At 71.2% G+C, this 22541-nt stretch carries 24 protein-coding genes; 16 read left to right on the top strand and 8 right to left on the bottom strand.

The window, feature by feature from the left end:
- Positions 1–35: 35 nt before the first annotated feature.
- The 5 genes from nrdD to ubiU all read right to left on the bottom strand — a co-directional run bounded on the left by nrdD (position 36) and on the right by ubiU (position 4789).
- Positions 36–206, bottom strand: coding sequence for an anaerobic ribonucleoside-triphosphate reductase (nrdD, locus tag QC818_RS08765; RefSeq protein ID WP_309652468.1), 171 nt, complete (start codon positions 204–206; stop codon positions 36–38).
- Positions 203–1975 (bottom strand): ribonucleoside triphosphate reductase, encoded by a 1773-nt coding sequence (locus QC818_RS08760; protein WP_309652467.1) that lies wholly within the window; start codon positions 1973–1975, stop codon positions 203–205. The genes nrdD and QC818_RS08760 overlap by 4 nt, the downstream gene beginning before the upstream one ends.
- Positions 1976–2122: 147 nt before the next feature.
- Positions 2123–2869: an anaerobic ribonucleoside-triphosphate reductase activating protein gene (locus QC818_RS08755; protein ID WP_309652466.1), complete on the bottom strand. Its 747-nt coding sequence runs from the start codon at positions 2867–2869 to the stop codon at positions 2123–2125.
- On the bottom strand, positions 2863–3783 hold the full coding sequence (locus QC818_RS08750; protein WP_309652465.1) for a U32 family peptidase: 921 nt from the start codon (positions 3781–3783) through the stop codon (positions 2863–2865). Before QC818_RS08750 ends, QC818_RS08755 begins: the two co-directional genes overlap by 7 nt.
- A gap of 10 nt (positions 3784–3793) precedes the next feature.
- Complete coding sequence (gene ubiU, locus QC818_RS08745; RefSeq protein WP_309652464.1) at positions 3794–4789, bottom strand: ubiquinone anaerobic biosynthesis protein UbiU; 996 nt, start codon at positions 4787–4789, stop codon at positions 3794–3796.
- Between the two features lie 164 nt (positions 4790–4953).
- Between ubiU and QC818_RS08740 the strand changes: the two genes are divergently transcribed.
- Positions 4954–5346: a ribonucleotide reductase subunit alpha gene (locus tag QC818_RS08740; protein WP_309652463.1), complete on the top strand. Its 393-nt coding sequence runs from the start codon at positions 4954–4956 to the stop codon at positions 5344–5346.
- A gap of 39 nt (positions 5347–5385) precedes the next feature.
- Here the strand turns inward: QC818_RS08740 and hmpA are convergent, their stop codons facing one another.
- The 3 genes from hmpA to QC818_RS08725 all read right to left on the bottom strand — a co-directional run bounded on the left by hmpA (position 5386) and on the right by QC818_RS08725 (position 8208).
- Positions 5386–6558, bottom strand: a complete 1173-nt coding sequence (gene hmpA, locus QC818_RS08735; protein ID WP_309652462.1) for an NO-inducible flavohemoprotein — start codon at positions 6556–6558, stop codon at positions 5386–5388.
- 105 nt (positions 6559–6663) lie between these two features.
- The gene (locus tag QC818_RS08730; protein ID WP_309652461.1) at positions 6664–7872 is read right to left on the bottom strand and encodes a cytochrome D1 domain-containing protein; all 1209 of its coding nucleotides are present in this window, start codon (positions 7870–7872) and stop codon (positions 6664–6666) included.
- 9 nt (positions 7873–7881) lie between these two features.
- Entirely contained in the window at positions 7882–8208 is a 327-nt protein-coding gene (locus QC818_RS08725; RefSeq protein ID WP_309652460.1) for a c-type cytochrome, read from the bottom strand.
- Positions 8209–8544: 336 nt separating this feature from the next.
- Here QC818_RS08725 and QC818_RS08720 point away from each other — a divergent pair, with 336 nt between their 5' ends.
- The 15 genes from QC818_RS08720 to QC818_RS08650 all read left to right on the top strand — a co-directional run bounded on the left by QC818_RS08720 (position 8545) and on the right by QC818_RS08650 (position 22487).
- Positions 8545–10269 carry a cytochrome D1 domain-containing protein gene (locus QC818_RS08720; protein ID WP_309652459.1) on the top strand — a complete coding sequence of 575 codons (1725 nt, stop codon included), beginning with the start codon at positions 8545–8547 and terminating at the stop codon, positions 10267–10269.
- A 53-nt stretch (positions 10270–10322) separates the two neighbouring features.
- Positions 10323–10814, top strand: coding sequence for an Lrp/AsnC family transcriptional regulator (locus QC818_RS08715; protein WP_309652458.1), 492 nt, complete (start codon positions 10323–10325; stop codon positions 10812–10814).
- Positions 10811–11335 (top strand): siroheme decarboxylase subunit beta, encoded by a 525-nt coding sequence (ahbB, locus tag QC818_RS08710; protein ID WP_309652457.1) that lies wholly within the window; start codon positions 10811–10813, stop codon positions 11333–11335. The genes QC818_RS08715 and ahbB (QC818_RS08710) overlap by 4 nt, the downstream gene beginning before the upstream one ends.
- On the top strand, positions 11332–11790 hold the full coding sequence (locus QC818_RS08705; protein WP_309652456.1) for an Lrp/AsnC family transcriptional regulator: 459 nt from the start codon (positions 11332–11334) through the stop codon (positions 11788–11790). Before ahbB (QC818_RS08710) ends, QC818_RS08705 begins: the two co-directional genes overlap by 4 nt.
- 71 nt (positions 11791–11861) lie before the next feature.
- Positions 11862–12407 carry a siroheme decarboxylase subunit beta gene (ahbB, locus tag QC818_RS08700; RefSeq protein WP_309652455.1) on the top strand — a complete coding sequence of 182 codons (546 nt, stop codon included), beginning with the start codon at positions 11862–11864 and terminating at the stop codon, positions 12405–12407.
- Between the two features lie 24 nt (positions 12408–12431).
- Positions 12432–13634: a heme d1 biosynthesis radical SAM protein NirJ gene (gene nirJ, locus QC818_RS08695; RefSeq protein WP_309652454.1), complete on the top strand. Its 1203-nt coding sequence runs from the start codon at positions 12432–12434 to the stop codon at positions 13632–13634.
- 11 nt (positions 13635–13645) lie between these two features.
- On the top strand, positions 13646–14491 hold the full coding sequence (cobA, locus tag QC818_RS08690; protein ID WP_309652453.1) for a uroporphyrinogen-III C-methyltransferase: 846 nt from the start codon (positions 13646–13648) through the stop codon (positions 14489–14491).
- Positions 14491–16044, top strand: coding sequence for a cytochrome D1 domain-containing protein (locus QC818_RS08685; RefSeq protein ID WP_309652452.1), 1554 nt, complete (start codon positions 14491–14493; stop codon positions 16042–16044). The genes cobA and QC818_RS08685 overlap by 1 nt, the downstream gene beginning before the upstream one ends.
- A gap of 134 nt (positions 16045–16178) precedes the next feature.
- Entirely contained in the window at positions 16179–16622 is a 444-nt protein-coding gene (locus QC818_RS08680; RefSeq protein WP_309652451.1) for a globin, read from the top strand.
- Between the two features lie 107 nt (positions 16623–16729).
- The gene (locus QC818_RS08675; RefSeq protein WP_309652450.1) at positions 16730–17926 is read left to right on the top strand and encodes an NnrS family protein; all 1197 of its coding nucleotides are present in this window, start codon (positions 16730–16732) and stop codon (positions 17924–17926) included.
- A 287-nt stretch (positions 17927–18213) separates the two neighbouring features.
- Entirely contained in the window at positions 18214–18600 is a 387-nt protein-coding gene (locus tag QC818_RS08670; protein ID WP_309652449.1) for a SirB2 family protein, read from the top strand.
- Positions 18601–18649: 49 nt separating this feature from the next.
- The gene (locus tag QC818_RS08665; protein ID WP_309652448.1) at positions 18650–18970 is read left to right on the top strand and encodes a carboxymuconolactone decarboxylase family protein; all 321 of its coding nucleotides are present in this window, start codon (positions 18650–18652) and stop codon (positions 18968–18970) included.
- Between the two features lie 127 nt (positions 18971–19097).
- Entirely contained in the window at positions 19098–20126 is a 1029-nt protein-coding gene (locus QC818_RS08660; protein WP_309652447.1) for an amino acid ABC transporter substrate-binding protein, read from the top strand.
- 71 nt (positions 20127–20197) lie between these two features.
- Positions 20198–21376 (top strand): amino acid ABC transporter permease, encoded by a 1179-nt coding sequence (locus QC818_RS08655; RefSeq protein WP_309652446.1) that lies wholly within the window; start codon positions 20198–20200, stop codon positions 21374–21376.
- A 1-nt stretch (position 21377) separates the two neighbouring features.
- Positions 21378–22487 (top strand): amino acid ABC transporter permease, encoded by a 1110-nt coding sequence (locus QC818_RS08650; protein WP_374710071.1) that lies wholly within the window; start codon positions 21378–21380, stop codon positions 22485–22487.
- The last annotated feature ends 54 nt before the right edge of the window (positions 22488–22541 follow it).

Raw genomic sequence — 22541 nt, 5'->3', positions numbered from 1 at the left:
CGGGCCGGGGGCATGGCCCCCGGCGGTCGGCGGGATCAACGGGAGGCGGCGCCTTCGGTGAAGTGGGTGCGCTCGCGATGCTCGCTGCGCTTGCCGCGATTGAACTGGCTGACCGGGCGGTGGTAGCCCATCACCCGGGTCCACACCTCGCAGGGCTGGCGCCGGTCGGTGGGCAGGGCGTCGCGTTGGCTCTGGATGGTGCTCATGCAGGACTCCTTTCATCGGCGGAATGGGCGGCCGCGTGCGGCGCGGCCTGACGTGCCAGCAGGGCGTCATCGCACCTGGGGCAGAATTCGTGCTCCCCGGCCAGGTAGCCGTGGACCGGGCAGATCGAGAAGGTCGGGGTAATGGTCAGGTAGGGCAGCCGGAAGCGTGACAGGGCGGTGCGGACCAGGGACTTGCAAGCCGTCGCGCTGGAGAGCCGCTCGCGCATGTAGAGGTGCAGCACCGTGCCCCCCGTGTAGCGGGTCTGCAGCGGATCCTGGTGGATCAGGGCCTCGAAGGGGTCGTCGGTGTGGCCCACCGGCAGCTGGCTCGAGTTGGTGTAGTAGGGCGCCTCCGGCGGGCCCGCCTGGAGGATGCCCGGATAGCGCCGGGCGTCCTCCCGGGCGAAGCGGTGGGTGGTGCCCTCGGCCGGGGTGGCCTCGAGGTTGTAGAGGTGGCCGGTCTCCTCCTGGAAGTCGCGCATCCGCTGGCGCACGTGGTCGAGTACCGCCAGGGCCAGCTCCCGGCCCTCGGGATCGGCGATGTCGTGGGCATCCTCGCTGAGGTTGCGCACCATCTCGTTGAGCCCGTTCACGCCCAGGGTGGAGAAGTGGTTGTCCAGGCTGCCCAGGTAGCGGCGGGTAAAGGGGTAGAGGCCGGCATCCATCCACTGCTGGATGCGTTCGCGCTTGATCTCCAGGCTGTCGCGGCCCAGGGCCAGCAGGCGGTCGAGCTCCTCGAACAGGCCCGCGCGGTCGCCGGCGAAGCGGTGGCCGAGCCGCGCGCAGTTGATCGTCACCACCCCCAGCGAGCCGGTCTGCTCGGCGCTGCCGAACAGGCCGTTGCCGCGCTTGAGCAGCTCGCTCAGGTCGAGCTGCAGCCGACAGCACATGGAACGCACCATGTGCGGTTCCAGGTCGGAGTTGAGGAAGTTCTGGAAGTAGGGCAGCCCGTACTTGGCGGTCAGGGCGAAGAGCCGCTCGGCGTTGTCGCCGTCCCAGTCGAAGTCGGGGGTGATGTTGTAGGTGGGGATCGGGAAGGTGAAGACCCGCCCCTGGCGATCGCCGGCCTCCATCACCTCCAGATAGGCGCGGTTGAGCATGTCCATCTCGGCCTGCAGCTCGCCGTAGGTGAAGGGCTGCGCCTCGCCGCCGATGACCGGCACCTGGTCGCGCAGGTCCGCCGGGCAGGACCAGTCGAAGGTCAGGTTGGTGAAGGGGGTCTGGCTGCCCCAGCGGGAGGGCACGTTGAGGTTGTAGATGAATTCCTGGACGGCCTGGCGGACCGCCGGATAGTCCAGGCGGTCCTTGCGCACGAAGGGCGCCAGGTAGGTATCGAAGGAGCTGAAGGCCTGGGCCCCGGCCCACTCGTTCTGCAGGGTGCCGAGGAAGTTGACCATCTGCCCCAGGGCGCTGGAGAGGTGGCGCGGCGGGTGGCTCTCGGCCCGGTCGGGCACGCCGTTGAAGCCCTCGTCGAGCAGGGTGCGCAGCGACCAGCCGGCGCAGTAGCCGCACAGCATGTCCAGGTCATGGATGTGCAGGTCGCCCTCGCGGTGCGCCCGGCCCACCGCCTCGGGATAGACCTCGTCGAGCCAGTAGTTGGCGATCAGCTTGCCGGCGGCGTTGAGGATCAGCCCGCCCAGGGAATAGCCCTGGTTGGCGTTGGCGTGCACCCGCCAGTCGGCGCGCTGCAGGTATTCGTCGATGGTGGCGGCCACCGGGACTCCGTGGCGGCCCGAGGCGTCTGCCCGGTGCGTCGCGTTGTTTTCCATATATGCCAATTCCCTCGGTTTGGGGCGCAACATGTTGTGCATAGGCTAGGCGTGATGCGCCCGGGGGGAAATGATCCAGATCAGTCGCGAGGGCATCGTCGCCTCGCCGCCCCGCGGGGCGGGGCGGCGGGCAGGGGGCGGCGGCGCTCAGTGGCGCAGGTCGAGGCGGTCGAAGTGCGGGCGCAGGCGCCGGGCCAGGGCCTCCAGGGCCTCGGCCGAGGGGGCGCCGGCGACCGGCCGGCAGTAGTCGGGATCCTGGCAGCGTTCGGTACGGGCCATCTGCAGCGCGTAGCGGCGCACGCCGCAGTCGGCCAGGGTCAGGGCCAGGCGCTCCACGTCGTCCAGGGTGAAGTCGCGCCAGTGCACCGTGGTGCGGCACTCGAAGGCCGCATCGCCGGCCAGCAGGGCCTCCAGGCTGCCGGCATGGCGGCGCCAGATGCCCGGCCGGCCGCCGATGCGGTCGAAGTCGGGGCCCCGGCCCTTGACGTCCAGGGCCACCCAGTCCAGGCGAGGCAGCAGCTCGATCAGCCGCTCCGGGTAGGGCCCCGCCGTGTGCAGGCCCACCGCCAGGCCCAGCTCCCGGGCCCGGTCGACGGCGCCGCTCAGGTCGGCGTGCAGGGTCGGCTCGCCGCCGCTGAAGACCACCGCCTCCAGGCTGTCGAGGCGGCTCTCCAGATAGTCCTGGACGGCGTCCCACTCCCCGGGATCGCCCCGGCGCGCCGCCATCATGCTGCCGTTCTCGCAGTAGCCGCACTGCAGCGGGCAGCCCTGCAGGTAGATCACCGCGGCGCGGCGTCCGGGGAAGGCCTCGGCGTCCCGGGTGGTGAGCCCGGCCAGGGGCAGCCGGAGGTGGCGCTCGAGGGCGTCCTCCAGGGGGCGGGCGGGCATCAGCATGGCGTCATCTCCTCGGCGTGTCGGGCCATGCCGGCCCGGCCGTGCCAGTAGCCGTCGCAGAGGCTGGCATCGACCAGGCGCAGCGGATCCGGGGGCGGCAGCTCGCCGCGTCGGGCGGCGTCGAAGGCGGCCACGACCTCCGCCATGCCCTCGGCCCGGGGGCTCAGGCGGGCCGCCGCCACGCCCATGTCGCGCATCGCCGGCAGCTCGTGGCGCAGGTCCTGGCAGGCCCCGGAGAGGGTCTGGATGCCGTTGAGCGTGAACACGCCCTGCCCTTCCTGGGAATGCAGGGCCAGGCCTTCGGGGTGCTCCTGGCAGACGAAGCCGCAGCGGTCCTTGGGGCGCCGGTGGCGCCGGGCAGTGAAGCAGCGCGACGACCAGGCCAGCGGCAGGTGGCCATGGGCGAACACCTCGCAGGGGGTGTCGAGCCCGTGGGCGCGGCCGTCCTCGAGCAGGGCCGCGAGCGCCTCCCGGGACATCTCCACCGGGGCCTGCCAGGCCTGCATGCCGGCACGGGTCAGCAGCCCGATCGCCTGACGGTTGTAGAGGTTGAGGGCCGCGCCGCCGATGAAGGGCAGGCCGCGCTCGATCAGGCCCTGCAGGGCGCTCTGGTCGTTGGCCTCGACGATGAACTCACCGTTGTCGCACAGCCGGCGCAGGTCGCGCAGGTCGGCCTCGGACTCGATCAGCGTCTGGCTGGCCAGCGCGACCCGCTTGCCGGCCTGGCTCAGCTCGCGGCCGATGCCCAGCCAGTCGTCGAGCTTCATGTCGCGGCGCCGCGAGCAGACGCTCTCGCCCAGGATGACCCGCTCCACCGGCCAGTCGGCGGCGTCGCGGTAGAAGGCCTGGTAGCGTTCGCGGGTCCAGTAGAAGAGCACCGGGCCCAGGCTCAGTTCCAGTGGTGTCTCGCCCATGGAAGGTCTCCTATTTCCAGCGGCGCTCGTAGGCGCCCAGGGTGGTGGTGGTGCCCTCGGAGAGCTCGCCGAGGCCGGCCAGCCAGGCGGGGTCGGCATGGAAGCGCGCCGGGTCCCGGCCGAGGCGATCCAGGGCCCGGCGCCAGATGCCGGCCACCTTCGAGACATAGGCCGGGCTGCGCTGGCGGCCCTCGATCTTCACCGCGCTGATGCCCAGCTCGGCGAGCTCCGGCAGCAGCTCCAGGGTGTTGAGGCTGGTGGGTTCCTCGATGGCGTGATAGGTCTCGCCGTCCACCGCGAAGCGCCCCTTGCACAGGGTCGGGTAGCCGGCCCGCTCGCCCTCGGCGTAGCGGTCGATCAGCACCCCGCCGAGGCGCGACTCCAGGCCCTGCGAGGTCTCTTCCCAGCGCACGTGCCCGGCCGGGGAGCACACCCCCCGGGTGTTGGGGGACTCGCCGGTGAGGTAGGACGACAGGTAGCAGCGGCCCTCGGCCATGATGCACAGGCTCCCGAAGGCGAAGACCTCCAGCTCCACCGGGCTGTGCTTCGCCAGGTCGCGGACCTGGGTGATCGACAGCACCCGCGGCAGCACCGCGCGGCGGATGCCGAAGTGCTCGTGGTAGAAGCGCAGGGCCTGGTGGCTGGTGGCCGAGCCCTGCACCGAGAGGTGGCGAGGCAGGTCGGGGTGGCGGCGGGCGGCGTACTCCAGCAGGCCCATGTCGGCCAGGATCAGGGCATCGACGCCCAGCTCGGCGGCCTGGTCCACGGCACGGGTCCACTGGGGCCAGGCGTCCGGCTGGGGGTAGGTGTTGATGGCGCAGAACACCCGTCGGCCGCGCGCCCGGGCATAGGCGATGCCGTCCCGGGCGCGCTTGTCGGAGAAGTTGAGGCCGGCGAACTGGCGGGCGTTGGTGGCGTTCTGGAAGCCGAAATAGACGGCATCGGCGCCCTCGTCGACGGCACGCTTGAGCGAGGGCAGGTTGCCGGCGGGGCAGACGAGCTCCATGGCGGTCTCCTGGCGATGAATACCCGACCATGCTAGTCGCCTATGCGGGATCGGCCCTTGACGCGGGTCATGGCGGCCCCGACTCAAGGGCGGCGGGCTTTCCCGACGGCCGGCGCGGCGGCTACCCTGCGGGCATCGAGAGCCATCACGCCCGAGGAGGCCGCATGTCCATCCATCGCTTCACCGATCTGCTCGGCGAGGCCCATCGCCAGCCCGAGCCCCAGCGGCTGCTGTTCGTGATGACCCGCGCCGAGCTGCCCGACCACCCCAGCGAGGCGCAGCGGGCGGATTTCGCGGCCGGCGAGGGCGGCGTGCTGACGCCGGTGCTGTGCGTCGACAAGCGCCCCGACGAGCTCGAGGACATGGCGGCACTGGCGGCGGAGGCCCGGGAGACGGGCATGGACTGGGACATCGCCTTCGTCGCGGCCCTGTCGGACCCGGACGGGCGCGCCGAGGTGGAGGCGCCGCTGCAGCGAATGGTGGAGTCGGTGAAGCGCGGCGAGATCGATCGCTTCCTGGCCTTCGATCGCCAGGGCGAGGTGGTGAGCTTCCGGTGAGGCGCGAGCGCCCGGCCCCGGAGGGCCGGGCGCGGTGGCTCAGGCGGCGTCGAGCGGGCGCGACGGGCCGAAGTGCTCGTAGTGGCGGCGCTCGTCGGGGACGCCCAGCTCGGCCAGGGCCCGGTTCACCGCGGTCATGAAGCCCTGGGGCCCGACGAAGTAGCAGCGTGCGCCCTCGGGCAGGTGGCGCGCCAGCAGGTCGCGATCCACCCGGCCGACATGATCGGCGGCGTCACCGGTCTCGTGGACCGTCACGCTGGTCAGCCGCTCGGGATGCTCGGCGGCCAGGGTCGTCACCTCCTCGCTGAAGGCGTGATGCTCGGCGTCCAGGGCGGCGTGCAGGTAGACCACGCGCCGGCCCTGGGCCAGGGCCTGGCGGGCGATCGGCAGCATCGGCGTCTGGCCGACGCCGCCGCTGGCCAGCAGCAGCGGCTCGTCGCCGTCCGCCAGGGTCAGGTCGCCGGCCGGCGGCAGCAGCGCCAGGGTGTCGCCCACCGCCATGGCGTCGTGCAGGTGGCGGCTGGCCTGCCCCTCGGGCTCGCGCTTGACCGAGATCCGGTAGCTCTCGCCGTTGGGCAGGGCCGACAGGCTGTAGTGGCGATGCAGCGTCTCGCCGTCGATGTCCAGGCGCACGCCGATGTACTGCCCCGGGGCGTGATCGGCCACCGGCCCGCCGTCCGTCGGCACCAGCACGAAGGAGCGGATCACCGCGCTCTCCTGGCGCACGGCGGCGATGCGGAACTCGCGGGGCCCGCGCCAGCCGCCGGCGCGCGCCTCGAAGTCCCGGTAGCGGGCTTCCTCGAGTTCGATCAGCAGCCCGGCCAGCTCCTCGTAGAGCGCGCCCCAGGCGCCGGCGATCTCCGGCGTCACCGCCTCGCCCAGCACCTCGCCGATGGCGGCCATCAGGCACTCGCCGACGATGGGGTACTGCTCGGGCCGAATATCCAGCGAGACGTGCTTGCTGACCACCGTGGCCAGCCTCTCCCGGACCCGGCGGGGGTCGTCGCGGCGCAGCTGCACGTAGGCCAGCACCGCGCCGGCGAGCACCCGCGGCTGGCCACCGTCGGCCTGGTGCGCCTGGTTGAACAGCGACCGGACCTCGGGGTAGCGGTCGAACATCAGCGGGTAGAAGCGCCGGGTGATGGCGTCGAGGTGCTCGGCCACCACCGGCGCGGTGGCATCGATGAGGCGTTCCTGGTCGGGTGTCAGCATGTCGGGGGCTCCGGTCTTTTTAAGGTGCATCTATTTTGCATCTATTTTGCATCTTATATGGTGCCTCCTGAAGCCCCGCCCCTGATGCAAATTGTCGCAGCGCCTTCAGAGGCCGATGCGATGCGCCCGGTCGGTGAAGAAGATGCCGCTCGGCGACTCGCTGTCCAGCTCGGCCAGCGCCTCGAAGGTGTGGGTGTCGTAGACGGTGATCCGGTCGCTGTCCCGGGCCGAGACCCAGACGTGCTCGCCGCGGGGCGTGAACTCCATGTGCAGCACCGCCTCGCCCGGGGACAGGGTGCGGACGACCTCCCGGGTCTCGGTGTCGATCACCTGGACCACGTCGTTGTCCGGGTGGGCGAAGTTGACCCACAGCTGGCGCTCGTCCGGGCGGCTCATGACGAAGATCGGCTGGCCGTGCACCGGGACCCGGTCGACCAGCGACCAGTCGTCGGCGTCGGCCACCAGCACCTCGTGGCGCCCCACCGCCGGCAGCCAGGCCCGGCCGCCGGCCAGGGTCCAGCCCTCCAGGTGCGGCATCTTGTACACCGGTAGGCGCCGCTCGCCGCGGCCGTAGTCCGGCAGGATGCGGCGCACGCCGGCCTCCGGATGCCACAGGTCCAGCAGGGCCAGGCCGTCCTCGCCGAACAGCCCGGCCAGGTAGTAGCGTCCGGTGGGGTCGATGAGGGCGTCGTAGGGCTGGGCGCCGATGTCGGGGAAGCGCGTCACCGCCGGGGTGGCGCCGCTCATGTCCAGCAGGTGAATCTCGCCGGCCTCGAAGAGGCTGTAGACGAAGCGATTGCCGGGGGCGTCGACCAGCCCCACCACCTTGGCGCGCTGCCGCCGCCCCCGGGCGTCCTCCCAGGTCGCCGGGATGTCGGCCACCGGGGCCAGGGTCTCGCTGTCGAAGACCCGGACCCCGCCCGGCTCGTAGTTGGCCACCGCCACCAGGCTGCCGTCCTGGGAGACGGCCCCGCCGATGCTGTTGCCGGACTGCATCACCCGGGCCGCGATCTCGCCGCGCAGCAGGTCGACCTTGGTCAGGCCGCCGTCGCGGCCGAAGACGAAGGCGTAGCGGGCGTCGCGGCTGAACTTCACCGAGGCGTGGGAGAGGTCGCCGAGCCCCTCGATGCGCTCGAGGATCGCCCGGTCGCCGGTGTCGACCAGCGCCAGGCTACCGGTGGCGCGCTCCACCACCACGCCTAGATCACCGGTGCCGCGCAGGGCGTCGGGCGGCGACGCCTGGCAGCCGGCCAGGGAAACCAGGGCGGCCAGGGCGGCGGCTCGCAGGGGCATGCGCAGGGGATGGGACATCATGTCGGGTCCTCAGCGGTCCAGGGGCGTGTCGTGTTGCAGGTGGTCGGCGAGCCAGCGGGCGTCGTCCTCGCTGAGCAGCGGGGCCCAGCCCGGCATGGCGGTGCCGGGAATGCCCTGGAGGATCAGCGCCGCCAGGGCGTCACGGTCGTAGGCCTGCATGCGCGAGCGCGGCAGCGCCGGCCCCAGGCCGCCGCGCAGGGTCATGCCATGGCAGGAGCCGCAGTCCTGGTAGAGCAGGGTCTCGAGCTCCGCCCGGCGGGCGGCGTCGGGCGGCGCGGCCAGGGCCGCCGTCATGGGGACGGCGACCAGCAGCGCGATCAGCAGGCGTCGGGACATGGGACCTCGCGGTGCAGCGGTGTCGGATACCGCCAGTGTCGGGGTTGGCGGTGCGTCCTGCCTTGACGCGCGTCAAACGACGCCGTGGACGGGTGACGGGTGCGGCAGCCTGTCCCGGGACGCGACGCCGCGAGCCGCCTGGGGTTGATGCAGGTCAACGCGCCGGGGAAATCCTCGCTGATGGCGATGAAGGGGCATGAAAAATACGCCTTATTACGCCACGCTTGGCGACCAGGAGACCCGCCGTCCGCTCGGCGTCGGCGGACGCTCCGTCACGACAACAACGAATTTCAGGCCTGGCGAACGTGCATTCGAGGATCATCACAGAGGTGAACGATGAAGACGCAACACGGATTTCTCAGGCCGCTCGCCGTGGCCGTGACCTCGGCCGCCCTCGGGCTCGGCGTGGCCCAGGCATTCGAGGAAGAGAGTGACGAGTCGCAGGCCGCCTACCAGGGCACCGAGTCGGCCGTGGCGGCGGAGTCGGCCCGGGTCGTGACCACCCCCGGCGCGCCGGACCTCACCGAGGCCGAGTTCGAGCGCGCCAAGGAGATCTACTTCCAGCGCTGCGCCGGCTGTCACGGGGTGCTGCGCAACGGCGCCACCGGCAAGCCCTTGACCACCGACATCACCCAGGAGCGCGGCTTCGAGTACCTCAAGGCCTTCATCACCTACGGGTCCGCGGCCGGCATGCCCAACTGGGGCACCTCGGGCGAGCTCTCCGAGGAAGAGGTCGACCTGATGGCGCGCTACATCATGCACGAGCCGCCGGTGCCCCCCGAGTTCGGCCTGCCCGAGATGGAGGAGACCTGGGAGCTGGTCGTGCCGCCGGAGGAGCGTCCCACCGAGCAGATGAACGACCTGGACCTGGCCAACCTGTTCTCGGTGACGCTGCGCGACGCCGGCCAGATCGCCCTGATCGACGGCGAGTCCAAGGAGATCGTGCGGATCCTGGAGACCGGCTATGCGGTGCACATCTCGCGGATGTCGGCCTCCGGGCGCTACCTGTTCGTGATCGGCCGCGACGCCAAGGTGGACATGATCGACCTGTGGATGGAGGAGCCGAGCATCGTCGCCTCGATCAAGGTCGGCCTCGAGGCCCGCTCGGTGGAGACCTCCAAGTTCGAGGGCTACGAGGACCGCTTCGCCATCGCCGGCACCTACTGGCCGCCGCAGTACGTGATCATGGACGGCGAGACCCTGGAGCCCCGGCGGATCGTCAGCACCCGGGGCATGACCGTGGATACCCAGGAATACCATCCCGAGCCCCGGGTCGCGGCCATCGTGGCCTCCCACCAGCACCCCGAGTTCATCGTCAACGTCAAGGAGACCGGCAAGGTCCAGCTGGTCAACTACGAGGACCTGGACGCCCTGTCCACGGTGGAGATCGACACCTCGCGCTTCCTGCATGACGGCGGCTGGGACAGCACCGGGCGCTACTTCATGACCGCCGCCAACGAGTCCAACCAGATCGTGGTCATCGACGCCCAGGAGCGCGAGCTCGAGGCCATCGTCGATGTGGGCAAGATCCCGCACCCGGGCCGCGGCGCCAACTTCGTCGACCCCGAGTTCGGGCCGGTCTGGGCCACCAGCCACCTGGGCGACAACACCATCCAGCTGATCGGCACCGACCCGGAGGGCCACCCCGACCACGCCTGGCAGGTGGTGCGCACCCTGGAGGGCCAGGGCGGCGGCTCGCTGTTCATCAAGACCCACCCCGAGTCCGACAACCTCTACGTCGACACGCCGCTCAACCCGGGCGAGGACATCAGCCAGAGCGTGGCGGTGTACGACATCAACGACCCGGAGGCCGGCTTCGAGGTGCTGCCGATCGCCGAGTGGGCGGACCTGGGCGAAGGGCCCAAGCGCGTGGTGCAGCCGGAGTACAACCACGCCGGCGACGAGGTGTGGTTCTCGGTGTGGAACACCATGGACGAGACCTCCGCCCTGGTGGTGGTGGACGACGAGACCCGCGAGCTGGAGGCGGTGATCAAGGACGAGCGCCTGGTCACGCCCACCGGCAAGTTCAACGTCTACAACACCCAGCACGACGTCTACTGAGGCGTCACCGGCGGGCCGCGCGGCGGCCCGCCCCGAATTCACGGAGGTGCGCCATGTCCCGGCCGGATACCGACCATGACCTCGATGCCCTGGACCGTCGACTGCTCGACGGCTACCAGCGCAGCCTGCCGCTGTGCGCCCGTCCCTATGCCCGCGTGGCCGAACGCCTGGGGCTCGACGAGGCGGAGGTGATCGCCCGGCTCGAGCGCCTCCAGGCGCTGGGCGTGATCGGCCGGGTGGGCCCGGTCTTCGATCATGCCCGGGCCGGCGCCAGCCTGCTGGCGGCGGTGGCCGTGCCACCGGCCGAGCGCGACGCCTGGGCCGAGCGCGTCAATCGCGCCCCCGGGGTCAACCACAACTACGCCCGCGATCACCACTACAACCTGTGGTTCGTCATGACCGCCCCCGACGAGGGCTGCCTGGCGGCGCGCCTGGACGCCCTGGAGGCGGAGCTGGGCCGCCCGCTGCTGCGCCTGCCCATGCAGGAGGGCTATCACATCGACCTGGCGTTCCCGATTCCCTGGTTCGAGCTGGAGGCCTCATGACCCATGCCGCCCTGTCTCCCGACCCGCTGCCCGGCGATGCCGAGGCCCGACGGCGCCTGCGCGCCCTGCTCGAGGAGGGACTGCCGCTGTCGCCGCGCCCCTGGCAGGCCCTGGGCGAGCGCTGCGGCCTGAGCGAGGACGAGGCCATGGCCTGCGTGCGGCGCTGGCAGGCCGAGGGGCTGATCAAGCGCCTCGGCCTGGTGGTGCGTCACCGCCGGCTGGGCATTCGCGCCAATGCCATGGTGGTCTGGGACGTGCCGGACGCGCGGGTCGCCGAGGTGGGCCGACGCCTGGCCCGGGAGATCGCGGTGACGCTCTGCTACCGGCGCCCGCGGCGGCCGCCGGACTGGCCCTACAACCTGTTCTGCATGATCCACGGCACCCGCCGCGAGCGGGTGCTGGCCCAGCTCGACGAGATCGTGGCCCGCCTCGGCCTCGCGGATCTCGATCACCGGGTGCTGTTCAGCGAGCGGGCCTATCGCCAGTGCGGCGGGCGCTACGCCCCGGAGGCGGCGTCATGACCCCGTCCGCGCTGGACGCCGTCGACCGCCGGCTGATCAACCGCCTGCAGGCGGGCCTGCCGCTGGTGCCGCGGCCCTATGCCGCGGTGGCCGAGGAGCTGGGCCTCGGCGAGGGCGAGCTGATCTACCGCCTCGAACGCCTGAGCGAGGACGGCGTGCTCACCCGCTTCGGCCCCATGTACCACGCCGAGCGCCTGGGCGGCGGCCTGACGCTGGCCGCCCTGGCGGTGCCGGAGGCGGACTTCGAGCGGGTCGTCGAGACGGTCAACGCCTTCCCCGAGGTGGCGCACAACTACCGGCGCGAGCACGAGCTCAACATGTGGTTCGTGCTGGCCACCGAGACCCCGGCCCGCCTCGAGGCGGCGCTGGCCGAGATCGAGGAAGCGACCGGCCTGCAGGTGTTCAACCTGCCCAAGGAGGAGGAGTTCCATGTCCGCCTGCACCTGCCCGTCTGAGCGCAGGGTCGGCGGCGACCGGCCTGCCGCGATCTGCCGCCCCCGCCACCTGCTCACGGAGGAGGAATGCCATGTCCGTCGCTACCTGCGTGCCTGACGCCGCGGGAGGGCTCGACGCCCGGGATCGGGCCATCGTGGTGGCCACCCAGGCCGGCTTGCCGCTGGTGCCCGATCCCTGGGACGCGGTGGGGCGCGCCACCGGGATGAGCGGCGAGGAGGTATGCCGCCGCCTGCAGGCCATGCAGGCCCGCGGCGTGATCCGCCGCGTCGCCGCGGTGCCCAACCACTATCGCCTGGGCTATGTGGCCAACGGCATGACGGTGTGGGACGTGGACGACGCCGAGATCGATCGCCTGGGCCGCGAGATCGCCGCCCTGGAGGGCGTCAGCCACTGTTACCGGCGGCCGCGCCACCCGCCCCGCTGGCCCTACAACCTGTTCGCCATGCTTCACGGGCACAGCCGGGCCGAGGTCGAGGCCCAGGCCGAGCGGCTGCGCGAGCGCCTGGGCGCGGCCTGTCGCGATCATCGCATCCTCTACAGCTCGCGGATCCTCAAGAAGACCGGCCTGCGGCTGGCCGAGGGCCGCGAGCGCCAGGACACCGAGAGGCGCGCCTGACGCGCCCGCCGAGGAGAGACCGCCATGTTCAGAGTCACCCGCTACATCAGGACGCTGCTCGAGCCGGCCCCGGTGCCGCCGCCCCGCACGCCGCCGGGGCCGGTGGTGATCTGGAACCTGATCCGCCGCTGCAACCTGACCTGCAAGCACTGCTATACCACTTCGGCGGACATCGACTTCGCCGGCGAGCTGAGCACCGACGAGGCCCACCGGGTGCTGGACGACCTGCAGCGCTTCCGGGTGCCGGCGCTGATCCTCTCCGGCGGCGAGCCGCTGATGCGCCCGGACATCTTCGAGCTGTCGCGACGGGCCAAGGCGCTGGGCCTCTACACCGGCCTCTCCACCAACGGCACCCTGATCGACGAGACCAACATCGCGGCGATCGCCGACTGCGGCTACGACTATGTGGGCATCAGCATCGACGGCCTGGAGCAGACCCACGACGCCATCCGGCAGCGCCGCGGCGCCTTCCGCGACTCGATGCGCGCCGTCGAGCTGTGCAAGGCCCACGGCATCAAGGTCGGGCTGCGCTTCACCCTGACCCGGGAGAACCACGCCCAGCTCGACGATATCCTGGCGCTGCTCGCCGAGCACGAGGTGGACAAGTTCTACCTCTCGCACCTCAACTACGGCGGGCGCGGTCGCCGCCACAGCCGCCGCGACGCCTGGCACCGCATGACCCGCGACGCCATGACCCGGCTGTTCGACCACTGCCGGGGCGAGCTGGAGCGGGGCATCGACCGCGAGTACGTCACCGGCAACAACGACGCCGACGGCCCCTTCCTGCTGCAGTGGGCCGCCCATCACTTCCCCGAGCAGGTCCCGGCGCTGCGGCGGCGGCTGGAGCACTGGGGCGGCAACGCCTCCGGCCAGCATGTCGCCAACATCGACAACCTCGGCAACGTGCATCCGGACACCTTCTGGTGGGATCACCGGCTGGGCAACGTCCGCGAGCGGCCCTTCTCCGAGATCTGGCGCGATCCCCGGGATCCGCTGATGGAGGGCTTCCGCCGGCGTCCGCGCCCGCTGAAGGGGCGCTGCGCGGGCTGCCGCTTCCTGGCCATCTGCAACGGCAACACCCGGGTGCGGGCCTGGCAGGTCACCGGCGATCCCTGGGAGGAGGATCCCGGCTGCTACCTGACCAACGCCGAGATCGGCGTCGAGCCCTCGTCGTCGCGGCGCATCGCCGCCCCCTACCAGGCCATCCAGGCCGTCGAGCTGACCTGAGGAACGCCGTGATGACCCATCGAATCTCCTGTGAGCTCGCCGAGGCGCCCCTGGCCCCGGGCGAGGTGGCCATCGTCGGGGCCGGGCCCGGCGATCCGGGGCTGCTGACCCTCAGGGCGCTGGCCTTGCTGCAGCAGGCCGACTGCCTGGTCTTCGACCGGCTGGTCTCCGCCGAGGTGCTGGCCCTGGCCCCGTGCCGGGCGAAGCGCCACTACGTGGGCAAGGCGGCGCGCTGTCACGCCCTGACCCAGGCGCAGACCAATGCCCTGCTGGTGCGCCTGGCCGGCGAGGGCCGGCGGGTGGTGCGCCTCAAGGGCGGCGACCCCTACATCTTCGGCCGCGGCGGCGAGGAGGCCGAGGTCCTGATCGCCCACGGCATCGCCTTCCGGGCCGTGCCCGGCATCACCTCGGCCCAGGGCTGCGCGGCCTACGCCGGCTTCCCGCTGACCCATCGTGACCACGCCCAGAGCGTCACCTTCGTCACCGGCCACGGCAAGGGTGACGGCGAGCTGGCCCTGGACTGGCGGGCCCTGGCCGTGCCCCGCCACACCACGGTGTTCTACATGGGCCTGGCCAATGCCGGCCTGATCCAGCGCCAGCTCAAGCGCCATGGCCTGCCGGGCGATCACCCGGTGGCCCTGGTGCAGCGCGGCACCACCCCGGACCAGCGCCGGGTGGTCACCACCCTGGACGACCTGGTGGCGGCCATCGACCGCGAGCGGCTCGACCCGCCGACGCTGATCGTGGTGGGCGAGGTGGTGCGCCTGGCCGATGCCCTGGCGCCCGCCGAGGCGGCCGCCATGCCCCTGGCCGGCGCGCCGGATCATGACGCCGACAGGGAGCGAATCGCGCTGTGATGCCTCGTGTCTGCCTGCTGCTGCTGACCCTGCTGCTGGCCGGGCCCGTCGCCGCCGATGCGGCAGCGGGTCCGGCGGACCTCTACGCCGAGCACTGTGCCGCCTGCCACGGGCAGGCCCGGCTCGGCGGCATGGGCCCGGCGCTGCTGCCGGGCAACCTGTCGCGGCTGTCGCCGGAGGCCACCCGGGCGGTGATCCGCGACGGCCGCGCCGCCACCCAGATGCCGGCCTTCGGCGATGCCCTGGGCGACGAGGCGATCGACGCCCTGGCCGACTGGGTGCGCCGCCCCCCGGCCGAGCCGCCGACCTGGGAGATGGCCGACATCGTCGCCAGCCAGCGGGTGCCGCACCCCTTCGGCAGCCTGCCCGACGTCCCGGTGTTCGACGCCGATCCGCTGAACCTCTTCGTGGTGGTGGAGAGCGGCGACCATCACGCCAGCGTGCTGGACGGCGACGACTTCGAGCGCATCCACCGCTTCCCGACCCGCTATGCCCTGCACGGCGGGCCCAAGTACACCCCGGACGGCCGCTACGTCTTCTTCGGCTCCCGGGACGGCTGGATCACCAAGTTCGACCTCTACAACCTGGAGGTGGTGGCCGAGGTGCGCGCCGGCCTCAACATGCGCAACATCGCCGTCTCCGCCGACGGCCGCTACGTGATGGCGGCCAACTACCTGCCGCACAGCCTGGTGCTGTTCGATGCCCACGACCTAGACCCGATGCGGGTCTATCCGGTGGCCGACGCGGCCGGCGAGAGCTCCCGGGTCAGCGCCGTCTACGCCGCCCCGCCCCGGGGCAGCTTCATCGCCGCCCTCAAGGACCTCCGGGAGGTCTGGGAGATCCCCTGGCCGCAACCCTCGGAACCGGTGGTGGCCACCGGGCATATGGCCACGCCGCTCGCGCCTCGGCACGGGCATGACACCCCGAGCTTCGAGGTGCGGCGCATTCCGGTTCCCGACTACCTGGACGATTTCTTCTTCGATCCCGGCTATCGCCACGTGATCGGCGCCGCCCGGGGCGGCGAGGGCGGCATGGTGATCGACCTGGACAGCGGCGAGCGGGTCGCCGACCTGCCGCTGGAGGGCATGCCGCACCTGGGCGCGGGCATCACCTGGGAGTATCGGGGGCGGCGGGTGATGGCGATGCCCCACCTGTCCCGGGCGGCGGTGTCGATCATCGACATGAGCGACTGGTCGCTGCTCGAGACCCTGGAGACCGACGGCCCGGGCTTCTTCATGCGCAGCCATGCCGACTCGCCCTACGCCTGGGTGGACGTCTTCTTCGGTCCCCATCGCGACCGGGTCCACGTCATCGACAAGGCGAGCCTGGAGATCGTCGAGACGCTGACCCCGGCGCCGGGCAAGACCGCCGCCCATGTGGAGTTCGATCGCGACGGCGAACACGCCCTGCTGAGCATCTGGGATCGGGAGGGGGCGGTGGTGGTCTACGACGCCGAGACCCTCGAGGAGCGCCGCCGGCTGCCCATGGACAAGCCCTCGGGCAAGTACAACGTCTGGAACAAGACCCGCTACGAGGAGGGCACCAGCCACTGAGGTCGTCGCGCCGGGCTTGATGTCGATCAAGGCGCGGCCGGTTCGCGCCGCCCGGGGCGGGGAGCGCGCCTACCCTGAAGGAGAGGGCGGACACGGGACCGCGCGATCCCGGACGCGTCGGGGGAGGGACAGGCGTGGACATCACGGCGGTCTTCGATGCCAGCTATGCGCGCGCCCTGGCGCGCGAGATCCGCGGAGCGGGCTTCTTCGAGGCCTTCTACGCGCGCTTCCTGGCGGCCTCGCCGGAGGTGGCGGAGAAGTTCCGCCACACCGACATGGCGCACCAGCAGGCCATGCTCAAGAAGGCCTTCTACCACCTGCTGACCTTCTATGCCGCCGGCCACGTCGACTACTACCTGGAGGGCGTGGCGATTCGCCATGGCCGTCGCCACCTGGACATCCGCCCGGGGCTCTACGACCTCTGGCTGGAAGCCCTGATCGCCACCCTGCGGGACTACGACCCGGAGTGCAGCGAGGAGGTGGAGCTGGCCTGGCGGCTGGTGATGGCGCCGGGCATCGCCTACATGAAGTTCCATTACGACCGCGACGCCCCGGTCGAGCATGGCGATGACGCCTGAGGCGGCCGCCTGCGGCATAAAGTAGCATTCTTGATGCCTGTCATGGTCCGTCGTCGCCGACTGGCGCACAATGGCGATATCCCAGTCTCGACGTCGGGTATTCCGCCATGACCGCCATCTCGCTCTCCCCGGCCCGGCTGCCCCTGGCGCGCCTGGCTTTCCGCCCCTTCTTCCTGCTGGCCGCATTGTTCGGCATGGCCGCGCTGCTGGTCTGGCTGGCCTTCTGGCACGGCGACATCCTGCTGCGCCCCCTGGGCGGCATGCTGTGGTGGCACCAGCACGAGATGCTGTTCGGCTTCGCCGCCGCCGTGGTGGCGGGCTTCCTGCTTACCGCGGTGCAGAACTGGACCGGCCGGCCGAGCCTGAGGGGCTGGCCGTTGCTGGGGCTGGTGGCGCTGTGGCTGGCCGGGCGCGGGCTGCTGGCCTTTCCCCAGGGGCTGCCGCCCGCGCTGATCGCCGCCGTCGACCTGCTCTTCCTGCCGCTGGTGGCGGCGGTTCTGGCCCGACTGGTGATCGCCGCCCGACGCTGGCGCAATCTGGTCTTCCTGCCCGCGCTGGGCCTGCTCACCCTGGCCAATCTGGCCATGCACCTGGGGGTCGCCAACGGCGACGCCGCCCTGGTCCGCCAAGGGGCGCACCTGGCGGTGCTGCTGATCGCCGGCCTGATGGTGGTGCTGGGCGGGCGGGTGATCCCGATGTTCACCGCCAATCGCCTGGGGCGGCCCAAGCCGGCGCCTTGCCCGCGGCTGGAGGGCCTGACCCTGGGCAGCCTGCTGGCGCTGGTGCTGGTCCAGCTCGCCGTGATGGCGGGGGCACCGCTGCCCGGGGGGCTGCATGCCGGCCTGCTGGGGCTGGCGGCGCTGGCCAACGGCCTGCGCCTGGCTCGCTGGGGCGGCCACCGCACCCTGGGCGAGCCGCTGCTGTGGAGCCTGCACGCCAGCTATGCGGCCATCCCCCTGGGGCTGGCCATGTGGGCCCTGGCGGCGCTGGGGGCCTTCCGGGTCGAGCTGGCGGTACATGCGCTGACCATCGGCGGCATGGGCACCATGATGCTGGCGATGATGGCACGGGTCTCGCTGGGCCATACCGGGCGCCCCATCGCCTGCCTGCCCGGCATCGGCGTGGCCCTGGGCATGCTGCTGGTCGCCGCCGTGGTCCGGGCGCCGGTGCTGGCGCTCTTTCCCGCCATCACCCACCTGACCTACAGCCTGGGCATCATCCTGTGGTGCCTGGCCTATGCCATCTTCCTGCTTCACTATGTGGTGCCCCTGACCACGCCCAGGGTCGACGGCCAGGACGGGTAGGGGCGAGGGGCGAGGTTCGAGGGGCGAGGAGTGAGGAGTGAGGAGTGAGGGGTGAGGAGTGAGGAGTGAGGGGTGAGGGGTAGGAAGCCAGTCCGAGCAGGATGGAGACTGCCCGCAGCCCGCAGCCCGCAGCCCGCAGCCCGCAGCCCGCAGCCCGCAGCCCGCAGCCCGCAGCCCGCAGCCCGCAGCCCGCAGCCCGCAGCCCGCAGCCCGTAGCCCGCAGCCCGTAGCCCGCAGCCCGCAGCTCGCAGCCGCTCTGGAGCGTTCACCGAAGCCGGAGGCCGCCGTTGGAACACTATCTGCTCGTCAAGCACCTGCACATGACCGCCGCCGGGGCCAGCCTGGCGCTCTTCCTGGTGCGGGCCTGGTGGTCGGTGACGGGCTCGCCGCGGCTCGCCCGGCGCTGGGTGCGGGTGCTGCCCCACCTCATCGATACCCTGCTGCTGGGGCTCGGCGTCTGGCTGATGGCGAGCCTGGCGCTGTGGCCCCACCAGCAGCCCTGGCTGGCCGCCAAGCTGCTCGGCCTGCTGGCCTACATCGGCCTGGGCACCCTGGCCATCAAGCGCGGCCCCACGCCGCGCGCGCGAGGGCTGGCGGCGCTCGCCGCGCTGGCGGTCTTCGCCTACATGGTGGGGGCCGCCGTGCGTCACAGCCCGCTGTCCTGGCTGGCCTGAGCGACGGCTTCCTATACTGGGGGCCGTCATTCATCGTGAGGAGATCCCCATGGCGAAACCGTCGCTTCCCGCCGGCGCCGGCCAGGTGGCCGAGCAGTATCCCGAGGTCTGGCAGGCCTTCTCGGCGCTGGGCAAGGCCTGTGCCGAGACCGGGCCCCTGGACGCCCGCACCCGTCGCCTGATCAAGCTGGCCCTGGCCGTGGGTGCCGGCTCCGAAGGCGCGGTGCACTCTCATGTGCGTCGCGCCCTGGCAGAGGGCGAGTCTCCCGAGGCGCTCAAGCAGGTGGCCATGCTGGGCATTCCGACCCTGGGGCTGCCGGCCAGCGTGGCCGCCCTGACCTGGATCGAGGACTTCACCGAGGAGAGCTGAGCGCGTCCGGCACCGGGGCGAGACAAACGTTTAATGGCAATCCGGCGCCCCGGCCTCCATGGTCTGTTATGTTCGAAAGTGCTGAAACAAGGCACAAACCACATAACAACGCCATGGAGATCAAGGCATGCGCCACAACAACAAGACGCTGATCACCCTCTCCGCCGCCACCCTCGCCCTGGGGCTGGCCGGCCAGGCCTCGGCGGCCACCCTCGACGAGGTCCAGGAGCGCGGCAACCTGCGCTGCGGGGTCAACGTCGGGCTGTCCGGCTTCTCCTCGCCGGACGAAGGCGGCACCTGGCAGGGCCTGGACGTCGAGACCTGCCGGGCGGTGTCTTCGGCCATCTTCGGCGACCCGGAGCAGGTGGTCTTCACCCCGTTGACCGCCAAGGAGCGCTTCACCGCCCTGCAGTCCGGCGAGATCGACGTGCTGTCCCGCAACACCACCTGGACGGCGACCCGGGACAACTCCCTGGGCCTGAACTTCACCACCACCACCTTCTACGACGGCCAGGGCTTCATGGTCGCCAAGGACCTGGGCATCGAGAGCCTCGAGGACCTCAACGGCGCCTCGATCTGCATCCAGTCCGGCACCACCCACGAGCTCAACCTGGCCGACTACTTCCCGTCCCGCGGCATCGACATCAACACCGTGACCTTCGATACCCCGGACCAGACCGCCCAGGGCTTCGCCAGCGGCCGCTGTGACGTCCTGACCTCCGACACCTCCCAGCTCAGCGCCCTGCGCCTGCAGCTGCCCGAGCCGGACAGCGTCGAGATCCTCACCGAGCTGATCTCCAAGGAGCCGCTGGGGCCGGTGGTCCGCCAGGGCGACGATCAGTGGCTGGACATCGTCCAGTGGACGGTCTTCGCCATGGTCAACGCCGAGGAGCTGGGCGTGAACAGCGACAACGTCGACACCATGAAGCAGAACCCGCCGAACCCGCAGGTCGCGCGGCTGCTGGGCAGCGATGGCAATTACGGCGAACAGCTCGGCCTCGACAACGACTGGGCCTACCAGGTCATCGCCCAGGTGGGCAACTACGGCGAGGTGTTCGCCCAGACCGTGGGCGAGGAGTCGCCGCTCGCCATCGGCCGCGGCATGAACGCCCTGTGGAACGAGGGCGGTATCCTCTACGCCCCGCCCGTCCGCTGAGCATCGACCCTCCCTTTCCCGTCGCCCCCGCCCGGGGGTGACGGGCCGTTTCACCGTATTCGAGGCTCGACATGCTGCGTTCTTCGTCTTCCGAGCGGGGCCCGCTGTGGCGGGACCCCGCCGTTCGTGCGCTGGCGGTCCAGGCGGTGCTGCTGCTGGGCCTGCTGGCGCTGATCGCCATGATGGTGTCCAACACCCTGGCCAACCTGGAGTCCCGCGGCATCACCACCGGCCTGGGCTTCCTCCAGGAGCGGGCCGGCTTCTCCATCCCCCAGACCCTGATCGACTACAGCGGCGACAGCACCTATGGCCGCACCTTCGTGGTGGGGCTACTCAACACCCTGCTGGTGTCCGGCCTGGGGATCGTCGCCGCGACCCTCATCGGCTTCGCGGTGGGCATCGCCCGGCTCTCCAGCAACTGGCTGCTGGCCCGGCTGGCCGCCGCCTACGTGGAGATCTTCCGCAACATCCCGCTGCTGGTGCAGATCCTGTTCTGGTACTTCGCCGTGCTCCAGGCGCTGCCCAGCCCGCGCCAGAGCCTGTCGCTGTTCGAGGCCTTCTTCCTCAACGTACGCGGCCTGATCGTGCCGGCCCCGGTGGCCGAGCCGGGCTTCGCCGCGACGCTCTGGGCGCTGGCCCTGGGGGTGGTCCTGGTGGCGAGCCTGGCGCTCTACGCCCGTCGCCTGCAGGCCCGCACCGGCCGGGCCCTGCCGGTCTACCGGCTGGGGGCGCTGATCCTGGTCGGCCTGCCGCTGGCGACCTTCCTGGCCACCGGCCGGCCGCTCGCCTGGGACCTGCCCAGCCTGGCGGGCTTCAACTTCGAGGGTGGCGTGACCGTGATTCCCGAGCTGATGGCGCTGTGGCTGGCGTTGTCGATCTACACGGCGTCCTTCATCGCCGAGATCGTGCGCTCGGGCATCCAGTCGGTCCCCAGGGGGCAGATCGAGGCGGCCCGGGCGATCAGCCTCCCCGGCGACATCACCCTGCGCAAGGTGGTCATTCCCCAGGCCATGCGGGTCATCGTGCCCCAGCTCACCAGCCAGTACCTGAACCTGATCAAGAACTCCTCGCTGGCCACGGCCATCGGCTACCCGGACCTGGTCGCGGTGTTCGCCGGCACGACCCTCAACAACACCGGCCAGGCCATCGAGATCGTCGCCATGACCATGGCGGTGTACCTGCTGATCAGCCTGGCGGTGTCGGCGCTGATGAACCTCTACAACGCCCGGACCCTGCTCAAGGAGCGATGACATGGCCGAGATGGCGACACGAATCGAGATGATCGAGGCGCGCCGGCCGCCGGACCTGCGGCGGGGCGCCCTCGGCTGGCTGCGCGCCAACCTCTTCAATGGACCGATCAACAGCGTCATCACCCTGCTCGTCCTGGCCGGGCTGGGCTGGGGGCTGTGGCCGCTGGTGCAATGGGCGCTGATCGACGCCGACTGGCTGGGCTCGACCCGCGAGGCCTGCTCGGGCGAGGGAGCCTGCTGGGTGTTCATCAGCGCCCGCTTCGAGACCATCGTCTACGGCTTCTATCCCGAGGCCGCGCGCTGGCGGGTGGACCTGGTCTTCACCCTGCTGGCGCTGCTGATCGCCTGGCTGGCGATCCCCCGGCTGCCGGCCAAGCGCTGGGTGGGGCTGTTCGCCCTGGTGGGCTTCCCGGCGGTGGCCTATGTGCTGCTGCTGGGCGGTCACTTCGGCCTGGCGGCGGTGCCGACCCGGGAGTGGGGCGGGCTGATGCTGACCCTGACGGTGGCCACCGTGGGCATCGTCGGCTCGCTGCCGCTGGGCGTGGTGCTGGCCCTGGGCCGGCGCTCCCGGATGCCGCTGGTACGCGGCCTGTGCGTGGTGTTCATCGAGTTCTGGCGCGGGGTGCCGCTGATCACGGTGCTGTTCATGGCCTCGGTGATGCTGCCGCTGTTCGTGCCCACCGAGGTGGAGTTCGACAAGCTGCTGCGGGCGCTGATCGGCATCATGTTCTTCTGGAGCGCCTACATGGCCGAGGTGGTGCGCGGCGGCCTGCAGGCCATTCCCCGGGGCCAGGAGGAGGCCGCCAAGGCGCTGGGGCTGGGTTACTGGCGGCGCATGGGGCTGATCGTGCTGCCCCAGGCGCTGAAGCTGGTCATCCCCGGCATCGTCAACACCTTCATCGCGCTGTTCAAGGACACCTCGCTGGTGCTGATCATCGGCCTGTTTGACCTGCTGGCGATCATCCGCGCCGGACTCACCGACAGCAACTGGCTGGGCTTCGCCACCGAGGGCTACGTCTTCGCGGCGCTGATGTTCTGGATCTTCTGCTTCAGCATGTCGCGCTACAGCCAGTACATCGAGAGGCGCCTGCATACCGGCCACAGGCACTGATCAGCAAGCCTGGTAAATCAGCAGCAACGACAGCAATTAACAACAAGGAAACAC

This window comes from Halomonas koreensis (assembly GCF_031451675.1).
Taxonomy (GTDB): Bacteria; Pseudomonadota; Gammaproteobacteria; order Pseudomonadales; family Halomonadaceae; genus Halomonas; species Halomonas koreensis.
The sequence above is the reverse complement of the archived record's forward strand: the minus strand, read 5'-3'. Positions and strand labels throughout refer to the sequence as shown.